The sequence below is a fragment of the Thalassobacter stenotrophicus genome (assembly GCF_001458315.1).
In the GTDB taxonomy this organism is placed as follows: domain Bacteria; phylum Pseudomonadota; class Alphaproteobacteria; order Rhodobacterales; family Rhodobacteraceae; genus Thalassobacter; species Thalassobacter stenotrophicus.
Genome location: NZ_CYRX01000031.1, coordinates 578,917 through 595,457 on the forward strand (window position 1 = coordinate 578,917; position 16,541 = coordinate 595,457).

Annotated in this window: 15 protein-coding genes; 6 read left to right on the plus strand and 9 right to left on the minus strand. The window is 57.4% G+C overall.

Annotation, left to right across the window (positions count from 1 at the left end; translation table 11 throughout):
• Nucleotides 1-22: 22 nt before the first annotated feature.
• The 9 genes from THS5294_RS13400 to THS5294_RS13440 form a co-directional block, all read right to left on the minus strand.
• Nucleotides 23-1,738, minus strand: coding sequence for an ABC transporter ATP-binding protein (locus THS5294_RS13400; RefSeq protein WP_058124159.1), 1,716 nt, complete (start codon nucleotides 1,736-1,738; stop codon nucleotides 23-25).
• Complete coding sequence (locus THS5294_RS13405; RefSeq protein WP_058124160.1) at nucleotides 1,735-2,640, minus strand: ABC transporter permease; 906 nt, start codon at nucleotides 2,638-2,640, stop codon at nucleotides 1,735-1,737. The genes THS5294_RS13400 and THS5294_RS13405 overlap by 4 nt, the downstream gene beginning before the upstream one ends.
• Nucleotides 2,637-3,605 (minus strand): ABC transporter permease, encoded by a 969-nt coding sequence (locus THS5294_RS13410; RefSeq protein WP_058124161.1) that lies wholly within the window; start codon nucleotides 3,603-3,605, stop codon nucleotides 2,637-2,639. Before THS5294_RS13410 ends, THS5294_RS13405 begins: the two co-directional genes overlap by 4 nt.
• A 54-nt stretch (nucleotides 3,606-3,659) precedes the next feature.
• Nucleotides 3,660-5,210 (minus strand): ABC transporter substrate-binding protein, encoded by a 1,551-nt coding sequence (locus tag THS5294_RS13415; protein WP_058124162.1) that lies wholly within the window; start codon nucleotides 5,208-5,210, stop codon nucleotides 3,660-3,662.
• Between the two features lie 75 nt (nucleotides 5,211-5,285).
• On the minus strand, nucleotides 5,286-6,866 hold the full coding sequence (locus THS5294_RS13420) for an ABC transporter substrate-binding protein (RefSeq protein ID WP_082645027.1): 1,581 nt from the start codon (nucleotides 6,864-6,866) through the stop codon (nucleotides 5,286-5,288).
• Nucleotides 6,867-7,195: 329 nt separating this feature from the next.
• Nucleotides 7,196-7,978, minus strand: a complete 783-nt coding sequence (locus tag THS5294_RS13425) for an FAD binding domain-containing protein (protein ID WP_058124163.1) — start codon at nucleotides 7,976-7,978, stop codon at nucleotides 7,196-7,198.
• Nucleotides 7,979-7,993: 15 nt separating this feature from the next.
• Nucleotides 7,994-10,366: a xanthine dehydrogenase family protein molybdopterin-binding subunit gene (locus THS5294_RS13430; protein WP_058124164.1), complete on the minus strand. Its 2,373-nt coding sequence runs from the start codon at nucleotides 10,364-10,366 to the stop codon at nucleotides 7,994-7,996.
• A gap of 12 nt (nucleotides 10,367-10,378) precedes the next feature.
• A complete protein-coding gene (locus THS5294_RS13435; RefSeq protein ID WP_058124165.1) occupies nucleotides 10,379-10,864 on the minus strand; it encodes a (2Fe-2S)-binding protein in 486 nt (161 codons plus the stop codon).
• A gap of 412 nt (nucleotides 10,865-11,276) precedes the next feature.
• Nucleotides 11,277-11,990, minus strand: coding sequence for a TetR/AcrR family transcriptional regulator (locus THS5294_RS13440; RefSeq protein ID WP_058124166.1), 714 nt, complete (start codon nucleotides 11,988-11,990; stop codon nucleotides 11,277-11,279).
• Between the two features lie 183 nt (nucleotides 11,991-12,173).
• On the opposite strand from THS5294_RS13440, the gene THS5294_RS13445 reads away from it, so the two are divergent.
• The 6 genes from THS5294_RS13445 (at nucleotide 12,174) to THS5294_RS13465 (ending at nucleotide 16,521) form a co-directional block, all read left to right on the plus strand.
• Complete coding sequence (locus THS5294_RS13445; protein ID WP_233486480.1) at nucleotides 12,174-12,947, plus strand: SDR family NAD(P)-dependent oxidoreductase; 774 nt, start codon at nucleotides 12,174-12,176, stop codon at nucleotides 12,945-12,947.
• Nucleotides 12,948-12,957: 10 nt separating this feature from the next.
• Nucleotides 12,958-14,166 (plus strand): acyl-CoA dehydrogenase family protein, encoded by a 1,209-nt coding sequence (locus THS5294_RS13450; protein WP_058124168.1) that lies wholly within the window; start codon nucleotides 12,958-12,960, stop codon nucleotides 14,164-14,166.
• A 124-nt stretch (nucleotides 14,167-14,290) separates the two neighbouring features.
• On the plus strand, nucleotides 14,291-15,307 hold the full coding sequence (locus tag THS5294_RS13455) for a phosphotransferase family protein (protein ID WP_058124169.1): 1,017 nt from the start codon (nucleotides 14,291-14,293) through the stop codon (nucleotides 15,305-15,307).
• Between the two features lie 153 nt (nucleotides 15,308-15,460).
• Nucleotides 15,461-15,592 (plus strand): hypothetical protein, encoded by a 132-nt coding sequence (locus THS5294_RS18715; RefSeq protein ID WP_268873761.1) that lies wholly within the window; start codon nucleotides 15,461-15,463, stop codon nucleotides 15,590-15,592.
• Between the two features lie 90 nt (nucleotides 15,593-15,682).
• Nucleotides 15,683-16,030 (plus strand): hypothetical protein, encoded by a 348-nt coding sequence (locus THS5294_RS13460; protein WP_058124170.1) that lies wholly within the window; start codon nucleotides 15,683-15,685, stop codon nucleotides 16,028-16,030.
• Nucleotides 16,030-16,521 (plus strand): radical SAM protein, encoded by a 492-nt coding sequence (locus tag THS5294_RS13465; protein WP_058124171.1) that lies wholly within the window; start codon nucleotides 16,030-16,032, stop codon nucleotides 16,519-16,521. The genes THS5294_RS13460 and THS5294_RS13465 overlap by 1 nt, the downstream gene beginning before the upstream one ends.
• Nucleotides 16,522-16,541: the final 20 nt, after the last annotated feature.

Sequence of the window (16,541 nt, forward strand, 5' to 3'; positions counted from 1 at the left end):
TGCGATAACCAAGCAGGCCGTGCTAAGTACGAAGCTCTGCGATTTGTTCCTCGGACAGCTGTTCAAGCCGCGGCATGAGATCCAGCAATTCGCGCGTGTAGTCCGACTTCGGGGCCTCAAACAAGGCGCTCGTTTCCTGCACCTCAACCAGCTTGCCCTGCCGCATCACGCCGACGCGGTCGCACATCTGGCGCACCACCGGCAGATCGTGCGAGATAAACAGCATCGTCAGGCCCAAATGCTCCTGTAAATCCTTCAGAATGTTCAGAATTTGCGCCTGAATGGACACATCAAGCGCCGATGTTGGCTCATCACAAATCAAGAACCGAGGCTGTGTCGCAAGCGCGCGGGCGATCGAAATACGCTGGCGCTGCCCACCCGAAAACTCATGCGGATATTTGCGATAGGCATCCGACGCCAGCCCCACACGGTCCAGCAGTTCGCGCACCCGTGGACCGATTTCAGCGCGGCTCAGCAGTTTGTGATGCACGAGCGGTTCGGCCACGATATCCCCCACCGACATGCGTGGATTGAGCGATGAAAACGGGTCCTGAAAGATCATCTGGATTTGTTTGCGATAGGCCGAAAGCTGCTTTGCATCCATGCCCGTGACCTCTTCGCCGTCAAAGGTCACCGTGCCCCCATCAACGGGATAAAGCGTCGCTAGCATCCGTGCGACGGTGGATTTGCCCGAACCGGACTCGCCCACTAGCCCGAAGACTTCACCGTCTTTAATGTCGAATGACACATCATCCACGGCCGTAAAATAGCTCCGCTGGGATGGCAGGATCGCGCCCTTGGCCAAGAACCGCTTGGTCAGGCCCTTTACCTCTACGAGGGTGCCGGATTTTGAGGCCGTGGAGCGGTCCCAGTTGCGGGCCAAGTCTTCGATTTTAAAGGCTGTTTCACGTCCGCCATAGCTGACCTGCGGAAAGCGATGCAGTTTGACCTGCGGACGGGGCACGGCGGCAATCAGGCTTTTGGTATATTCATGGGTCGGCGCGCCGAGGATTTGGCTGGTCGTGCCCTGCTCGACCACGCGGCCCTCGTACATCACGGTGACTTCGTCGGTCGTATCCGCGATCACGCCCATATCGTGGGTCACGAGGATGACACCAACCTGACGTTCGCGCGCGAGTTCCTTGATCAGGTCCAACACCTGCGCCTGAATGCTAACGTCCAGCGCGGTTGTCGGCTCATCAGCCACAATGACAGACGGCTCAGAGCACAGCGCCAGCGCGATGACCACACGCTGCCGCATACCGCCCGAAAACTGGTGCGGATACTGATGAAACCGCTCTTCGGGGTTTGGAATACGCACCCGGTCCAACAAGGCAATCGCCCGCGATTGTGCCTCGGACGATGAAAGCCCGAGATGCAATTGGATCGTTTCAACCAACTGCTCGCCCACCGTAAACAGCGGGTTGAGCGAGGTGAGCGGATCCTGAAAGATCATCGCGATTTCGCCGCCCCGGATCCGGCGCTTTTGCTCCGCATCTAGCTGGTCGATACGCCGCCCGTTAAGCCAAATTTCACCCTCGGAAACCCGCGCAGGCGGATCGAGCAGGCCAATCACCGCGTTGCCGGTCATGGATTTACCGGCCCCGGATTCACCCACGACACCCCGAATTTCGCCGGGGCGGATATCATAGGACACACCTTGAACCGGCTTGAACAGCCCACGCCGCGTGGGAATTTCAACCGTCAGGTTACGTATGGATAGGACAGGTTCTGTCATCGTAGCCTCGGGTTCAAAGCGTCACGCAGCCAGTCGCCCAAGAGGTTCACGGCCAACGCCAGAACGAGCAATGTGCATGCAGGGAAAAGAAGGATCCACCATTCGCCCGAGAACAAGAAGCCCTGGCCAATGCGGATGAGTGTGCCCAGCGACGGCTGGGTTGCCGGCGCGCCGACGCCCAAAAAGCTAAGCGTTGCCTCAGCGATGATCGCGAGAGCCAGTGAGATCGTTGCGATGACCAGCACGGGCGACAGCACGTTGGGCAGAATGTGCCGGATCATAATCGTCAACGGAGAGCGCCCGATGAGGCGCGCAGCAGCGACATAGTCCTTGGACTTTTCGACCAATGTGGCCCCTCGCACAACACGCGCGAACTGGACCCAATCCGACAGACCAATCGCAAGGATCAGCACCCAGATCGCCATCTGATCGCGGTATTCCACCGGCGTCACGCCCTTGGCCACACCAAAGATCAACATCGCCACAAGGATAGATGGAAAGGTCAGCTGCACGTCTGCGGCACGCATGATGATCGTTTCGGTCCAACCGCCGACGTAGCCGCTCAGCAGGCCCAGAAAGATGCCGATCACCATCGCAAGCATAACGGCCGCGACCCCCACGAAGAGCGAGATACGCAAGCCGTAAAGAATGGTCGAAAACACATCTCGACCCTGATCGTCAGTGCCAAGAAAGAAGCTTTCACCGGTAAAGGCGTTCGGTTCCATCGGAGCGGTGAACCCGTTCATCAGGTTCAAGCTTGCCGGATCAAAGGGGTTGGTCGTCGCGATTAGCGGCGCGAAAACCGCCGCAAGAACCATCAAAACCGTTACGATCAACGAGACAATCGCCACAGGGCTGGTCCGGAACGCATAGAAAACGTCACTGTCGAGAAAACGGTTCATGATGCTGCCCTCAATCGCGGATCAATCATCGCGTATAAGATATCCACAAGGAGGTTAATGGCCACGAACATCACCGAAATCAGCATCAGGTAGGCGGCCATAACGGGGATGTCGACAAACTGGATGGCGTTGATGAACAACAGCCCCACACCGGGCCATTGGAAAACCGTCTCGGTGATGATCGCGAACGCGATGATGGATCCAAGCTGCAAGCCAATCACCGTAATCACCGGCACCATCGTATTCTTGAGAGCATGGCGGAAGTTCACCACCCGGTCGCCAAGCCCCCGAGCACGAGCAAAGCGGATGTAATCTTGGCGAAGGACCTCTAACATCTCAGACCGGACCAAGCGCATGATCAGCGTCATCTGATACAGACCCAACGTGATTGCGGGCAGGATCAAAGCCTTGAGGCCCGATTCCGTCAAAAAGCCAGTGGACCAGCCCCCGATGTGGACTGTCTCACCGCGGCCAAAGCTCGGCAGCCAGCCAAGTTCCACACTGAAGAGATAGATCAGCAGAATACCGATCAGAAAGGTCGGCAGCGACACCCCGATAAGTGAGATGGACATGATCAGATTGGCCGCGACACCATTGCGGCGGATCGCCGTGAAGACACCCAAGCCGATGCCCATCACGATGGCCAACACCCCCGACACAGCCGCAAGTTCCAGCGTGGCCGGTGCGCGTTCCATCAAGATTTCGGCGACGGGGCGGCCTTGGCGGTACGATATCCCAAAGTTGCCCTGTGCAGCTTGTTCAAGAAAGCGGAAGTATTGGACCACGAATGGTTTATCGAGACCAAGTTGCGCACGCAGGCGTTCAACGTCTTCCATCGTGCGTTCTTGACCAAGCATGTTGTCGATGGGGTCCCCGACGAACGTAAACATCGAGAACGCCACAAGGCCCGTAACCAGAAGCACCAAGACAGATTGCCCGACGCGTTTGACGATAAAAGAGAGCATAGAGGTCTTTCTTGGGCGACACCCCCGAGCCAAAGCCCGAGGGTAAGGGAGGTCTTAGTTAACGGTTACCCAGCGCAGGATAAAGAAGTTATCCGGGCGCTGTGTTACATCGATATTCGCGCGTGCGCCCCAAACCAAGGGCTGCACGTATAGCGGCACATAAGCCACTTCGTCTTGCATGATCTTGGCAACCTCGTCGAGCATGCCCTGACGGACACTATCGTCGATTTCGGACTGGATCATTGGCAAGAGCGTATCGATCCGATCATTTGAGTAGGCGCCAAAGTTCCATGAACCCAAACGCTTTTCCTCATTCGGAGTGGAACCGAGGAAACGAATGGGATGCTCGGCATCAAACGTACCCGGCGACCAGCCCAGCAGGTACATATCGAAGTTGTCCGCGCGCAGTTCGGGCCAGTAGTTGGACACGGGCATCGCATCCAGTGACACGTCCATCCCGGCTTGCGCGAGCATGGCTGTGACGGCTTGGCAGACAGCTTCGTCATTCAGGTAGCGGTCATTCGGGCATTTAAGCGAAATCGTTTGCCCCGTCAGGCCGGCCTCGGCGGCCAAAGCACGGGCGGCCTCAGGATCATAGGCATAAGGCGCGGCTTGAGCATCGGAATAGCCACGCATCGCAGGACTGACCAACTGGCTTGCGACCTCGGCGTTGCCACGCATGATGGTCTGCAAAATCGCCGGAACGTTCACCGCTTTGGCCACGGCTTCCCGCGCGCGGGCATCTAGGAACATGTCCGAAGCGCCCTGCCCGCTTTCGGCGGCCCCCGATTGTTGGTCAAAGCCCAACATGATGACGCGCGCTTCGATCCCTTGGATCACTTGCACATCTGGGTTTCCCTGCAACCGAGCGGCATCCTGAATGGGCACGGGGTTGATGAAATCCACATCCCCCGACAACAGGGCTGCCAACGCCGTCGCTGAATTCTGGATCGGGGTCATTTCGACCCGCGTCAGGTTATGCTCCACCTCGTCCCACCAACCGGCGTGCGGCTCCAGCACAGTGCTCAGATCGGGCTGACGCGCAGCGATTTGGAACGGCCCCGTGCCGTTGGCGTTCAGCGTGGCATAGTTGCCTTGTTCTTTATCCGGGCGTTCGGCGTTGTTGGCCGCGGCCCAGCCGCTGTCCATCATCATCCAGTTGGCGATGGAGTCAGGAAAAATCGGGTTCGGCGCGCTGGTCATGATGTCGACGGTAAAGTCGTCCACCTTGATGACATCACTCACCGGGGCGAACCAGCTGGAGGTATCAGCCTGCTCGGATGAGGCGCGCTCGTATGAGAAAATCACATCATCGGCATCAAAAGCCGAGCCGTCTTGAAACGTCACCCCTTGGCGCAACACAAAACGCCAGCCTTCGCCATCGCCAATGGGCGACCAGCTGGTGGCAAGCGATGGCTCAATCGCCATGTCTTTGCCGCGGCGGACCAGTCCTTCGTAGACGTTGTTCAGAAACCCAAGGACCGGAGCGGAGTTAACCGCATGCGGGTCCATCGTTTGCGGATCCGTGGTAACGGCAAAATTAAACTCTTCGGCAGACGCAGGCAGCGCCAGCACCAAAGCGATAGCAGTAGACAAGCGGAACATCGAAATTTCCTTTATTTTTAACGTTTGTCACGGATCAAAAAAGGGCCGCCTGCGGATGCCGGCGGCCCTATCGCTTTAGTTCATTGTGAAGTATTTCACTTTGGGCTGATCTTCGGCGTCAACGTCGATACCAACGCCCTCGGCCATACCCCAGTTCAGCACTTGGTGGTGCACGGGGATGTAAAGCGCCTCATCCTGCACGACACGCCAGATAGCAGCAATGTCAGCATTACGTGCCGCAAGATCCGTGTTGGAAGAAAGGCTTTCGATTTTTGCGTCAATTTCATCGTTATCGAAGCCAGTACCATTCCATGTGCCAATGTCGCTTTCGCGGCCGTGTACGAGGAAGTTAAAGATGTACTCGGAGTCGTACGTCGGCACGCCCCAACCCAGCATGTAGAAGTCAGTCTTGCCTTCTGTGATCAGCGGGAAGTGCTGCGCCTTGGGTTTCGCATCAAGGTTCACCGTCACTCCAACTTGGCCAAGCATGCCGACTGCGGCCTGACAGATGGCTTCATCGTTGATGTAGCGATCGTTCGGGCAATCCAGGCGGATCGAGAAGCCGTCGGCATATCCAGCATCGGCCAGCAACGAACGCGCCATTTCAACATTGGTCGAGCTTTCGGCGTCCATCTCGGCAGTCCAGCCGTTTACGAACGGCGGTGCGATCATGCCTGCGGGCTCAGACTGGCCGCGCATCACAACCTTTTGGATCGCGTCGCGGTTGATCGCCATGGACATCGCTTTGCGCACACGCACATCGGCCAGCGGGTTCGCGCCATCGATGTTGTCGGCTTCAATGTCATCTGCACCTTGGTTCATGCCGAAAAAGATCACGCGGTTTTGCGGCGCCTTTTTGACGGTCAGGCCATCAGCATCATTCACGCGCACAAGGTCCTGAACAGGCATATCTTGCAGGAAGTTCACCTCACCCGAAAGCAAGGCCGCAACACGGGTCGCTGCGTTCTGGATTGGGGTGTAGATGATCTCAGAGACTTCCATCGGGAACTGATCCCGGCCCCAGTAGGCCTCGTTGCGGGTCATCACAGTCCGCACGTCAGGCTCACGCGAGGTGAGGACATAAGGCCCGGTGCCATTGGCATTTGTAGTGGCGTATGTGATCTCACCGCCCTCAAAATCCTGCACATTGACGGTGTTGTTCGCCTCGGACCAGCCCTTGTCCATGATGAACAGGTTGGTCAGGTTAGACGGCAAAATCGGGTTTGGTCCGTCAGTCACCATCTCGATGGTGTAATCGCCAACAGCACGGATTTCGGTGATCGAGCCGATCAGCTCTTTCATGTCCGAATTTTCCTGCTTGGCGCGCTCAAACGAGAACACCACATCCTCAGCCGTGAAGGTTTCACCACCGTGGAAGGTCACGCCTTGGCGCAGTTGGAAAACCCAGACGTTAGGGTCAGATGCGCTGGGCGCCCATTCGGTCGCAAGAGCGGGCTCAAACGCGCCCGTGGTGTCGCGCACGAGCAGAGGCTCATACATCTGGTGTCGGATTGTGTGCGTTGGGCCTTCGTTTTGCGCGTGGGGGTCCAGCGTAAGTGCATCGCCTGCGCGCGCCCAACGAAGGGTCTCCGACGAGGCAACTGCGGTTGTGGACAGCAGTGCGGCAATGGCCATCAAGCCTGTCAACTTGGTCATAGAAAACTCCCTGAGTGTGTCGTGCCCCTCTGAGTCAGTGGGGGCGGTGCATCACCACATCACGGGTATGCCGAATTGCCAAGGGTCTGCGAATGTTTTTTGGGTTTGAATATGCGCGGCCTATCCCTGACCCCCTTTGCTGCTTTGAGAACAAGCGCAGTGACGCGGGCTTGCTCAAAACCGCGTCTAAATGGATCGCAGCATGGATATAGGGCCCCTGCGCCAAGCCCCACCAGCAGGCCCTAGCCCAGCGCGATAGCACTCTGGCTTTGCAATAAAAAAAGGGCGGAGCCATTGCCCCGCCCTTTTGCTTAGTCGTGTTACAGGCCTTAGCTTGCGGCTGTGACCGCGCGCGCCGTGACGACCTTAATCAGATGTGCGCGGTACCTTGCAGTGCCATGCAGGTCCGAGATCATATCATCCTCAGAAACACTCAACCCCTCCAGCGCCGCGGCACTGAAATCGCGGCTCAGAGCCTCTTCGGCTTCGGTCCAGCGGAACACACCGTCGTTCGAGGCACCCGTCACCGCAACACGCACGCCGCTGGCATACTTGGCCACAAACACGCCCACCAAAGCGAAGCGCGAGGCAGGTTGGACGAATTTTTGGTAGTTCGCCGCCTGCGGGATCGGAAAGGACACCGCGGTGATGATCTCACCCTCTTCCAATGCCGTCTCGAACATGCCTTGGAAATAGTCATCCGCAGCAATCTCACGCGTGTTGGTGATGATGGTTGCGCCGCTGGCTAACGCGGCCGCAGGGTAGCAGGCTGCCGGGTCATTGTTGGCAAGGCTGCCGCCAATTGTGCCCCGGTTACGCACTGCCGGATCGCCGATCTGACCCGCAAGCCCCGACAACCCCGGATAACTGCCATCCGAGGCCACGGCATGGTGGGTCGTGGCTCCGCCAATCCGCAGGGTATCTCCGGATTTGGTGATACCTTGCATCTCGGACACGCCCGACAAAGAGACCAACGTGTTCGGGCTAGCAAGGCGCTGCTTGAGCGTGGGGATCAATGTCTGCCCCCCACCAAGCGCTTGCGCCTCATCCCCGGCCATCGCTGCGGCTGCTTCGGCAATCGTATTGGGTGTTACAACGTCAAAATTATACATCTGAAGCCTCCTCTCTTATTTGGCGTTCTGCATGGCTTCCCACACGCGCACGGGCGTGACGGGCATATCGATGTGGGTGATATTGTGACCACCCGATTGCAGCGCATCGACCACCGCGTTTACCACAGTGGGCGGTGAGCCGATCGCACCGGCTTCTCCGCAGCCTTTAACGCCAAGTGGGTTGTGAACACAGGGCGTGCCTTGGCTGTGATCCACTTGGAACATCGGCAGGTCATCGGCGCGGGGCATGGTGTAATCCATGTAGGACGCACTTAGCAGTTGGCCGTATTCATCGTAGAACGTCTGCTCAACCAGTGCCTGCCCGATGCCTTGCGCCAAACCGCCATGCACCTGACCGGTCACGATCATCGGGTTGATAACATTGCCAAAGTCATCAACGGCGCACATCCGGTCTACACGCACTTTGCCGGTTTCCGGGTCCACCTCCACTTCGCAGGCATAGGCGCCCGAAGGATACGTAAAGTTCGCCGGATCATAGAACGCGGTTTCCTCAAGACCCGGCTCGATGCTTTCGAGCGGATAGTCGTGGGGAATGTACGCCTTGAGCGCGACTTCACCGAAGGTCACGGATTTGTTCGTGCCCTCGACCGAGAACACACCGTCATTCAACGAGATATCCTGATCGGTCACCTCGAGCATATGGGCCGCAATCTTCTTGGCTTTGACGATGATTTTCTCCGTTGCACGGACCACTGCAGAACCACAGACAGCAAGGCTACGCGAACCATACGTGCCCATACCAAATGGGATCTTGGAGGTGTCCCCATGGACGATATCGATGGTGCTGGCGTCGATACCAAGCATATCGGACACGACCTGCGGGAAGGCTGTCTCATGGCCTTGGCCGTGGCTGTGTGCACCGACCATAACGCTGATGTTGCCCGTCGCGTTCACCCGCACAGTGGCCGCGTCATACAGGCCCACACGGGATCCCAACACACCAACAAGGTTCGACGGAGCGATCCCGCACGCCTCGATGTAGGCGTTCACGCCGAGCCCGCGCATTAGCCCCTTGGCTTCGCTTGCCTTGCGGCGCGCCTCAAACCCAGAGATGTCAGCAACCTCTTCCATCTTGTCCATAAGGGCATCGTAGTTGCCTGCATCGTATTCCAGACCCGCCGCAGAGGCGTAGGGATACTGATCCGGCTTTACGAAGTTTTTACGGCGCAGTTCGATGGGGTCCATGCCCAGTTCGCGCGCGGCTTTATCGATGACACGTTCGATAGAATACGTGGCTTCGGGCCGCCCAGCGCCGCGATATGCATCCACCGGCGCGGTGTTTGTGAACACGGCTTTGACGTTCACGTAGACCAAAGGAACCGTATAGTTCCCCCCCATCAACGTGCCGTGCAGGAACGTGGGCGTCGCGGTTGAGAAGTTCGACAAATAGGCACCGACGTTGGCCTTTGTATCGGTGCGGAACGCAAGGAAATTGCCCTCTGCATCCAGCGCCAGTTCGATCTTGGTGACGTGGTCGCGGCCGTGTGCATCCGTGAGGAACGACTCCGTCCGGTCCGCAGTCCACTTGACCGGGCGACCGACTTGTTTGGCCGCAGCTAACACCAGAGCCTCTTCGCCATAGTGATAGATTTTGGAGCCAAAACCGCCGCCCACATCGGGCGCGATCACGGTCAGCATGTTTTCCGGGATGCCCAGAACAAACGCCGAGATCAGAAGCCGGGTCAAATGCGGGTTCTGCGAAGTCGTGTGCAGCGTGTATTCGCCCGTGCTGGCCTTGTAGCTACCGATTGAGGCGCGTGGCTCCATCGCGTTGGGCACCAGACGGTTGTTCACCAGTTCAAGCGTGGTGACGTGATGCGCGTTTTTGATCGCGGTATCTGTTGCCTCACGGTTGTCTTCAATCCACCCCCAGTCAAAGCACTGGTTGGTTTCGATCTCATCATGGACGTATGTGCTGCTGGAAAGCGCAGCATTCATATCAATGATGGCGGGCAGTTCTTCGATGTCGGCCTCAATGGCTTCGACGGCGTCGCGTGCTTGCTCAACCGTTTCGGCGATCACGGCGGCGTAGGCGTCCCCCACATGGCGCACTTTGCCATGGGCCAAGACGGGCCGCTTGGGTTCTTTCATCGGCTCGCCATCGCGCGAGTTGATCAACCAACCGGCGGGGTTACCGCCCACATCGACAAAATCATCCCCCGTGAAAACGGCCAAAACCCCGGGCATCTGCGCAGCGGCAGAGGTGTCGATGGACTTAATTTTACCATGGGCAACGGTCGAACGGGCAAAGACCGCGTAGGTCTGTTTGGCCAGAACGATATCGTCGGTGTATTCACCCGTCCCAGTGAGGAAGCGGACGTCTTCGCGGCGCAGCGTGGCGGCGCCAATTCCTGTATCTCTTGGCATAATGTCTTCTCCCTATTCGGCAGCGATAGCCGACACGTCCTGCCCGGAGGCGGCCATGATGGCTTTGACAATGTTATGATATCCGGTGCAGCGGCAGATATTGCCCTCTAGATACTCGCGGACCTCAGCCTCTGACGGTGTCGGGTTTTCCTTAAGAAGGGCCGCCGCCGACATCACCATGCCGGGGGTGCAAAAACCGCATTGCAAACCATGGTGGTCTTGAAACGCCTGCTGAATCACATTGAGAGACCCATCCGCATTGGTTTGGCCTTCGACGGTATCGACTGCCGCGCCGTTCGCTTCGCTTGCGAACATTGTGCAGGATTTGACCGCTTTGCCGTTCACATGCACCACACATGCACCGCACTGCGACGTGTCGCAGCCAACATGGGTCCCGGTCAGGCCCTGATCTTCGCGCAGAAAAGCGGACAACAGCGTGCGCCCCTCTACGTCTCCAGAGACGGCCTTGCCATTCACCGTCATGGTTACCTTTGTCATTCTGTCCTCCCTAAGAACATCTGTCATGTCTATGCGCCGAGCCGAGCAATCGATTGGCCTAATTTTTTAGGTCTCTGACGATTGCGGCGCGCTATTTATTAGCGGGCTAGTTTCCCGCGAATTCTTGAAAAACGTAAAGTCACTGGTCTGTCACTTGGGTAGCAAACCCATCGGTGAGCGAACTGTCAAGTTTCGCAAACTTGCGGGCGTTCATATTCACGATAAGCGCGGCTCGATTGAATTGCCCGGTGATCGCATCGTTTCCTCCCCAGCCAAGCGGCGGAATTTGCCGATGCTCGCTTTGCACGCCCCGCTAGGGCACCAGCGTAAACCTGACGCAACACCGCGACCGCCCCATCACCGCAAACTATTTGCTCGTTCCGAAGCGCAGACCCAAAGCGGAGACGGCTGGCTAGTCATAAAAGACCTCGGGGTGGTCGGGCGCAAGCGCCTCTGCATTGGGGAGTATTGCCGCCATAACAATAGCTTGAACAGACACGATATAGGTCCGAAGGCTGATCCCGCGGCGGCGATACTTTGGTCGCTTTACGTACCAATCTTGGATCAATGGCTTAATAAGCATTGGCAGTATTTGGGGCACACCCGGACGTAGTAATCCTTGACGATGCGCTTGTTCACAGACATCGGAGAAATAGCGCTCCGTCAGTTCTTCGCTCTGCGTTGCAATGCGCCGCTCTGCCAGCGGAAAACTCTTGGCCTCCATGAACGCAAATACAAACCAGGGGGACATTTTATCCGTAAGCCGAATGTGGTGTTCGATCAGCCAGTTCAGATGAGCAATCGGATCCTGCGCAACCTCTTGGGGCGGATTTGAAAGCTCGCGCTCCACGGCGCGTGTCACTTCACCAAGGATCATTCCGAGTAGCGTCGTCTTGGTGTCAAAGTAGGCATAAAGCCCGCCCATAGACACGCCGGATTCCTTGCTCAGATCCCGAAGAGACATCGCCTGAAATCCCTTTTTGTTCGACAGACGCAAAGCCGCATCAATGATGACCGTCAGCTTTTTTATCGCAATCTCGGGATTTCGGATCGAGATTGTCTCGCTGTTATGCTCAAGCATCGAACGGCACAGGGCTTCGTGATCAAATGGCTTCTCGGTCTCCATCTAAGGCCCCCTCTCAAAATGCCGCGGCTTGACCAGCGTCATCAGATCAACCACTTCTTTGAGTAGACCGAAAGTCTGCGCATGCATAGGCCCCTTCCCTAAAAAATAGAGCGAACGCTCGATTGACATATCGCAACCTTGGCACGATGGTCAGGCATTCCGATGGTTTGGGAGGACTGCGGCGTGTCACTCAATACGGACCCAACGCCTTTGGCGCCGGGGATCAAGGGGGCAAAGGCTCTGGTGACCGGGGCCTCATCTGGGCTGGGGATGCACTTTGCCCGCCTATTGGCGAAACACGGCGCACATGTCGTTGTCGCGGCACGCAGACATGACAAAGTAGAGGCACTGGCATCCGAAATTATCACCCAAGGTGGCGCCGCCACAGCCCTTGAAATGGACGTTGCATCCGCTGGGTCCGTCGAAGCGGCCTTGGATGGTCTTGCGCTGGACATCGTTGTGAACAATGCGGGCACGACACGCTCAGCCTCAGCGCTTGATCATGACCCATCCGACCTAGACGCCATTCTGGATACGAACCTTAAGGGTGTCTTTTACGTGGCCCAAGCCGCCGCAAAGGGCATGATTGCGCGCGAAAAAGGCGGCTCAATTATCAACGTGGCTTCTATTCTGGGCAGCCGCGTCGCGGGTCATGCAGCGGCCTACGCGGCCTCCAAGGGCGGCGTGCTGCAACTCACCCGCTCGCTCGCGCTGGAATGGGCGCGCTATGGCATTCGCGTCAACGCCCTGAGCCCCGGCTATATTGAGACCGACCTAAATCGTGATTTCTTTGCGACTGATGCGGGCCAAGCGCTGATCAAGCGGGTGCCACAGCGTCGATTGGGCCAACCGCAAGACCTTGATGGGCCGCTTTTGCTGCTGGCCTCAGATATGGGGCGCTTCATGACTGGCTCCGATGTCGTGGCCGATGGTGGCCATCTCTGCTCCTCTCTCTAGGGAAAAAACTATGGATTTTACGATCTCACCTGAATTGGAAGACATCCGCGCCCGTGTAGCACGGTTTGTTGAGTGCGAAATTCTGCCGATAGAGAGCGATCGCGCCAATTGGGACGCCCACGGAAACATCAGCCTGCCAGCATTGGCACCCCTGCGTGAAAAGGCAAAGGCCGAGGGCCTTTGGTGCCTGCAATTGAAAAAGGAAACCGGCGGGCAAGGCTTGGACAAAACCGGCATGGCCGTTTGCTATGAGGAAATGAACCGGTCCATTTTTGGCCCCGTTGTTTTCAATTCTGCAGCACCGGACGACGGCAACATGATGGTCCTCGAAAAAGCAGCGACCGAGGCACAAAAAGAGCGGTGGCTTGCCCCTATCGTGTCGGGAGACGTCAGCTCCTCCTTCGCGATGACCGAACCGCATCCCGGCGGGGGATCTGATCCCGGCATGATGCTGACGACCGCCACGCGCAAAGGCGATACCTATGTGCTCAAGGGGCGAAAGTGGTTCATCACGGGTGCTGAAGACGCGAGCCATTTTATCACGATGGCTCGGACTTCGGATGACCCACGTCGTGGCTTAACTGCATTCCTGCATCACAAGGACGAAGCGAATTGGCACATAGAACGCCGCATCGGCATCATGGGTCCAGAAGAGCACGGCGGCCATTGTGAGATCGTGTACGACAACATGGAGTTGTCCGCAGATCGTGTTCTATTGGGCGAGGGCTTGGGGCTAAAGCTGACGCAAATGCGCCTTGGGCCCGCGCGCCTGACGCACTGCATGAGGTGGCTAGGTCTAGCTAAGCGCTGTGCAGAAATTGCCAGCGAATATGCACAGAACCGCCATGGGTTTGGCGTGCGCCTGTCAGATCGTGAAAGCATTCAGATCAAGTTGGGTGATTTGGCGATGCAGATCGAAATGGGCCGTCTTTTGGTGATGAAGGCAGCATGGGCCATCGACCAAGGCAGCTTTGCCAAAAAGGAGGTGTCGATGGCAAAAATCCACGTTGCAAACCTTTTGCACAAAGCCGCTGATGTCGCGATCCAAATCAACGGCGCACGTGGTTACTCGACGGATACGGTTCTTGAGTGGATCTACCGCTACGCCCGTCAGGCACGGCTCGTGGATGGCGCGGACGAGGTGCATCAGATGGTTCTCAATCGCCATCTTCAGGATGAGGATAAGGATTTTTGGAAATGGCAGCCCGCCGTAAATTGAGAGCCTTCTCGCCGGTGACGAATACCCCATCTTCGACGATGCTGACCTGCTCTAACACACGACCCCGCGACGAGACAACCGTGCTGAATGTTGTACTACGCGGCATCCCAAGGGATCGCATTCAATGAACACTCCTAACCTTGATGCGCTGGCCTCGTGGTTCACTGCAAAACTTCCAAATGAAACCGGCCTAACCATCGAGCCGATCAGTGGCGGGCAGTCAAACCCCACTTGGTTTGTCACATTTGGCAGCAAACGCATGGTTCTGCGCAAAAAACCCGACGGACCCATCCTGCCGGGTGCGCACGCTGTAGAACGTGAATACCGAGTATTGCGTGCCCTCTCCAAAACGAATGTGCCTGTGCCCGAGGCTCTGTGGCTGGAAGAGGATGCAAGCATACTCGGAACGCCGTTCTACATAATGGAGCGGTTGGAGGGCCGTGTCTTTTCCGATTGCAGCCTCCCCGGCGTGACGGCTGAGCACCGCCGGGACATGTATCTGAGCATGGCGCGCACCATGGCTCAGATGCACGCCCTACGCCCCGAAGCCATTGGGCTGGCGGATTACGGCAAGCCGGGGAACTATTTTGAGCGGCAAATCGGGCGTTGGTCGCGCCAATACGCCCAGTCGCGCGGGCCAAAAATAGCGGCGCTAGACTATCTGATCGATTGGCTACCCCGAAACATACCGACAGGTGACAACGCAGTCTCTATCGCCCACGGCGATTATCGGCTTGGGAACTTGATGTTCCACCCAACCGAGCCGCGGGTCATCGCAATCATGGACTGGGAACTCTCGACCCTTGGTCATCCGCTGGCTGATCTAGGTTATTGCGTGATGCCGTGGCTCACATCGCCTGATGAATACGGAGGCATCCTAGGGACGCACTGGGAACAAAACGGCATTCCTTCGATGGATCGCTTTATCACCGAGTATTACGCCCATGCGCGCCCGACGGCGCAGCTTGACACATTCCACGTCGCATTCGCACTTTTCCGGTTTGCGGTAATTTTTGTCGGCATCGCAGATCGCGCGCGTGCCGGGAACGCCGCCGCGCGCGACGCCTCTGATTTGTCCCCACTGGCAGAAAAATTCGCCAATCGCGCTGTGGGATTGATCGAGGCTCAGAACGTTAAGTAGTGAGAATTCGATTGGGCTTGCGATCCTTAAGTATTGGAGCCCAACGAATTGGGGTCTTGTATTTTAGGAGTCTTAACTAGGGGCAACTGTAATTGCCTGTGCTGGCCAGCTGTGAGTTCTGGCATACGCGGGTCATGTCTTTTTGAAACGCACGTGGATTGGGAGGTGCACCGCCAACTGGCGGATGAGGCGATAGCAGCCGTTGGAGAGGCGGAAACCAAAGACGCGCTCAGCGCGTCCAAGCGGCGGGTGCGCGGGATCTTAGAGCACAGCGCTGCGGCCTAGGCCCTAAAATCCCATCTCTTTGCCTGCGCGAGGGACGTCCTTGGCCCGTGGGCTTCCTACCTAGACCCTGACCACTGCGAAAACCGCGCCTTGGTTATCGCCTCTGGCGGCTTCATCTCGACCCATAAAGACAGCCGCGAGGGCGATCTTACCTGCGTGCACTTTCTGACAGGAGGTGGTGCGGAGCAGCCGGTGAACTCTGTGGGCAATCCCCGCTTCGTGATTGAGGATCCGTCGCGCTACTTCGATGAGGGCCGCCTGCCCTATGAGGCGCGGCATGGATACTCAGTTAATCCGCGACCCGGGCTCTCGGTCTTCTTCGCCTCCCATATTCCCCATAACCAGCACCCCTTTGAGGGGGATACGCCCCATGCGCAGGTAGTTGCGAACTTCCGCGTCACCCTGCCCGACGCGCTTGAAGAAAGGCTTTTTGACTGATGTGGTTTGATCTCACCCTCGAGGCCCGCGACGGTGCTCGACATACCTTGCGCTACAATCCCCACACTTCGGAATGTGAGGGGCTGCCGCTGCCCATGGAGCCTGGCGTATTTGAGCCTGTCCCGCGTGTCTCAAAAGACCAGCCTCTGGGCAAATCCCGCGCGCCGCGTGTTTTGAAGATCCAACTTGGCCTCTCGTGCAATTATGCCTGCAGCTATTGCAACCAGGCCTTCCAGATTGCGGATGCGACGGTCTCGAAGCTTGCGGATGTCGAGCACTTCTTGACCCAGCTCGATGGCTGGATCGCACAAGCCCCCGAACAAATTGAGATCTGGGGTGGTGAGCCGTTTCTCTACTGGGCCAAGATCAAGCGGCTGGTTCCTGCGCTGGCGGAACGCTTTCCGGGTGTTCTCTTTTCAATTATCACCAATGGATCGTTACTCAACCGCGAGAAGCGTAAGCGGTGTTTCCGCCCCACACTTACGGCATAGTGCGTGATCTGCGATTCAGA

Bases quoted from the DNA above. Each gene is read 5' to 3' on its own strand.
- THS5294_RS13400 (WP_058124159.1), bottom strand. From the start codon at position 1,738: ATGACAGAACCTGTCCTATCCATACGTAACCTGACGGTTGAAATTCCC.
- THS5294_RS13410 (WP_058124161.1), bottom strand. From the start codon at position 3,605: ATGCTCTCTTTTATCGTCAAACGCGTCGGGCAATCTGTCTTGGTGCTT.
- THS5294_RS13455 (WP_058124169.1), top strand. From the start codon at position 14,291: ATGAACACTCCTAACCTTGATGCGCTGGCCTCGTGGTTCACTGCAAAA.
- THS5294_RS13430 (WP_058124164.1), bottom strand. From the start codon at position 10,366: ATGCCAAGAGATACAGGAATTGGCGCCGCCACGCTGCGCCGCGAAGAC.
- THS5294_RS13450 (WP_058124168.1), top strand. From the start codon at position 12,958: ATGGATTTTACGATCTCACCTGAATTGGAAGACATCCGCGCCCGTGTA.
- THS5294_RS13415 (WP_058124162.1), bottom strand. From the start codon at position 5,210: ATGTTCCGCTTGTCTACTGCTATCGCTTTGGTGCTGGCGCTGCCTGCG.
- THS5294_RS13440 (WP_058124166.1), bottom strand. From the start codon at position 11,990: ATGGAGACCGAGAAGCCATTTGATCACGAAGCCCTGTGCCGTTCGATG.
- THS5294_RS13435 (WP_058124165.1), bottom strand. From the start codon at position 10,864: ATGACAAAGGTAACCATGACGGTGAATGGCAAGGCCGTCTCTGGAGAC.
- THS5294_RS13420 (WP_082645027.1), bottom strand. From the start codon at position 6,866: ATGACCAAGTTGACAGGCTTGATGGCCATTGCCGCACTGCTGTCCACA.
- THS5294_RS13405 (WP_058124160.1), bottom strand. From the start codon at position 2,640: ATGAACCGTTTTCTCGACAGTGACGTTTTCTATGCGTTCCGGACCAGC.
- THS5294_RS13465 (WP_058124171.1), top strand. From the start codon at position 16,030: ATGTGGTTTGATCTCACCCTCGAGGCCCGCGACGGTGCTCGACATACC.
- THS5294_RS13425 (WP_058124163.1), bottom strand. From the start codon at position 7,978: ATGTATAATTTTGACGTTGTAACACCCAATACGATTGCCGAAGCAGCC.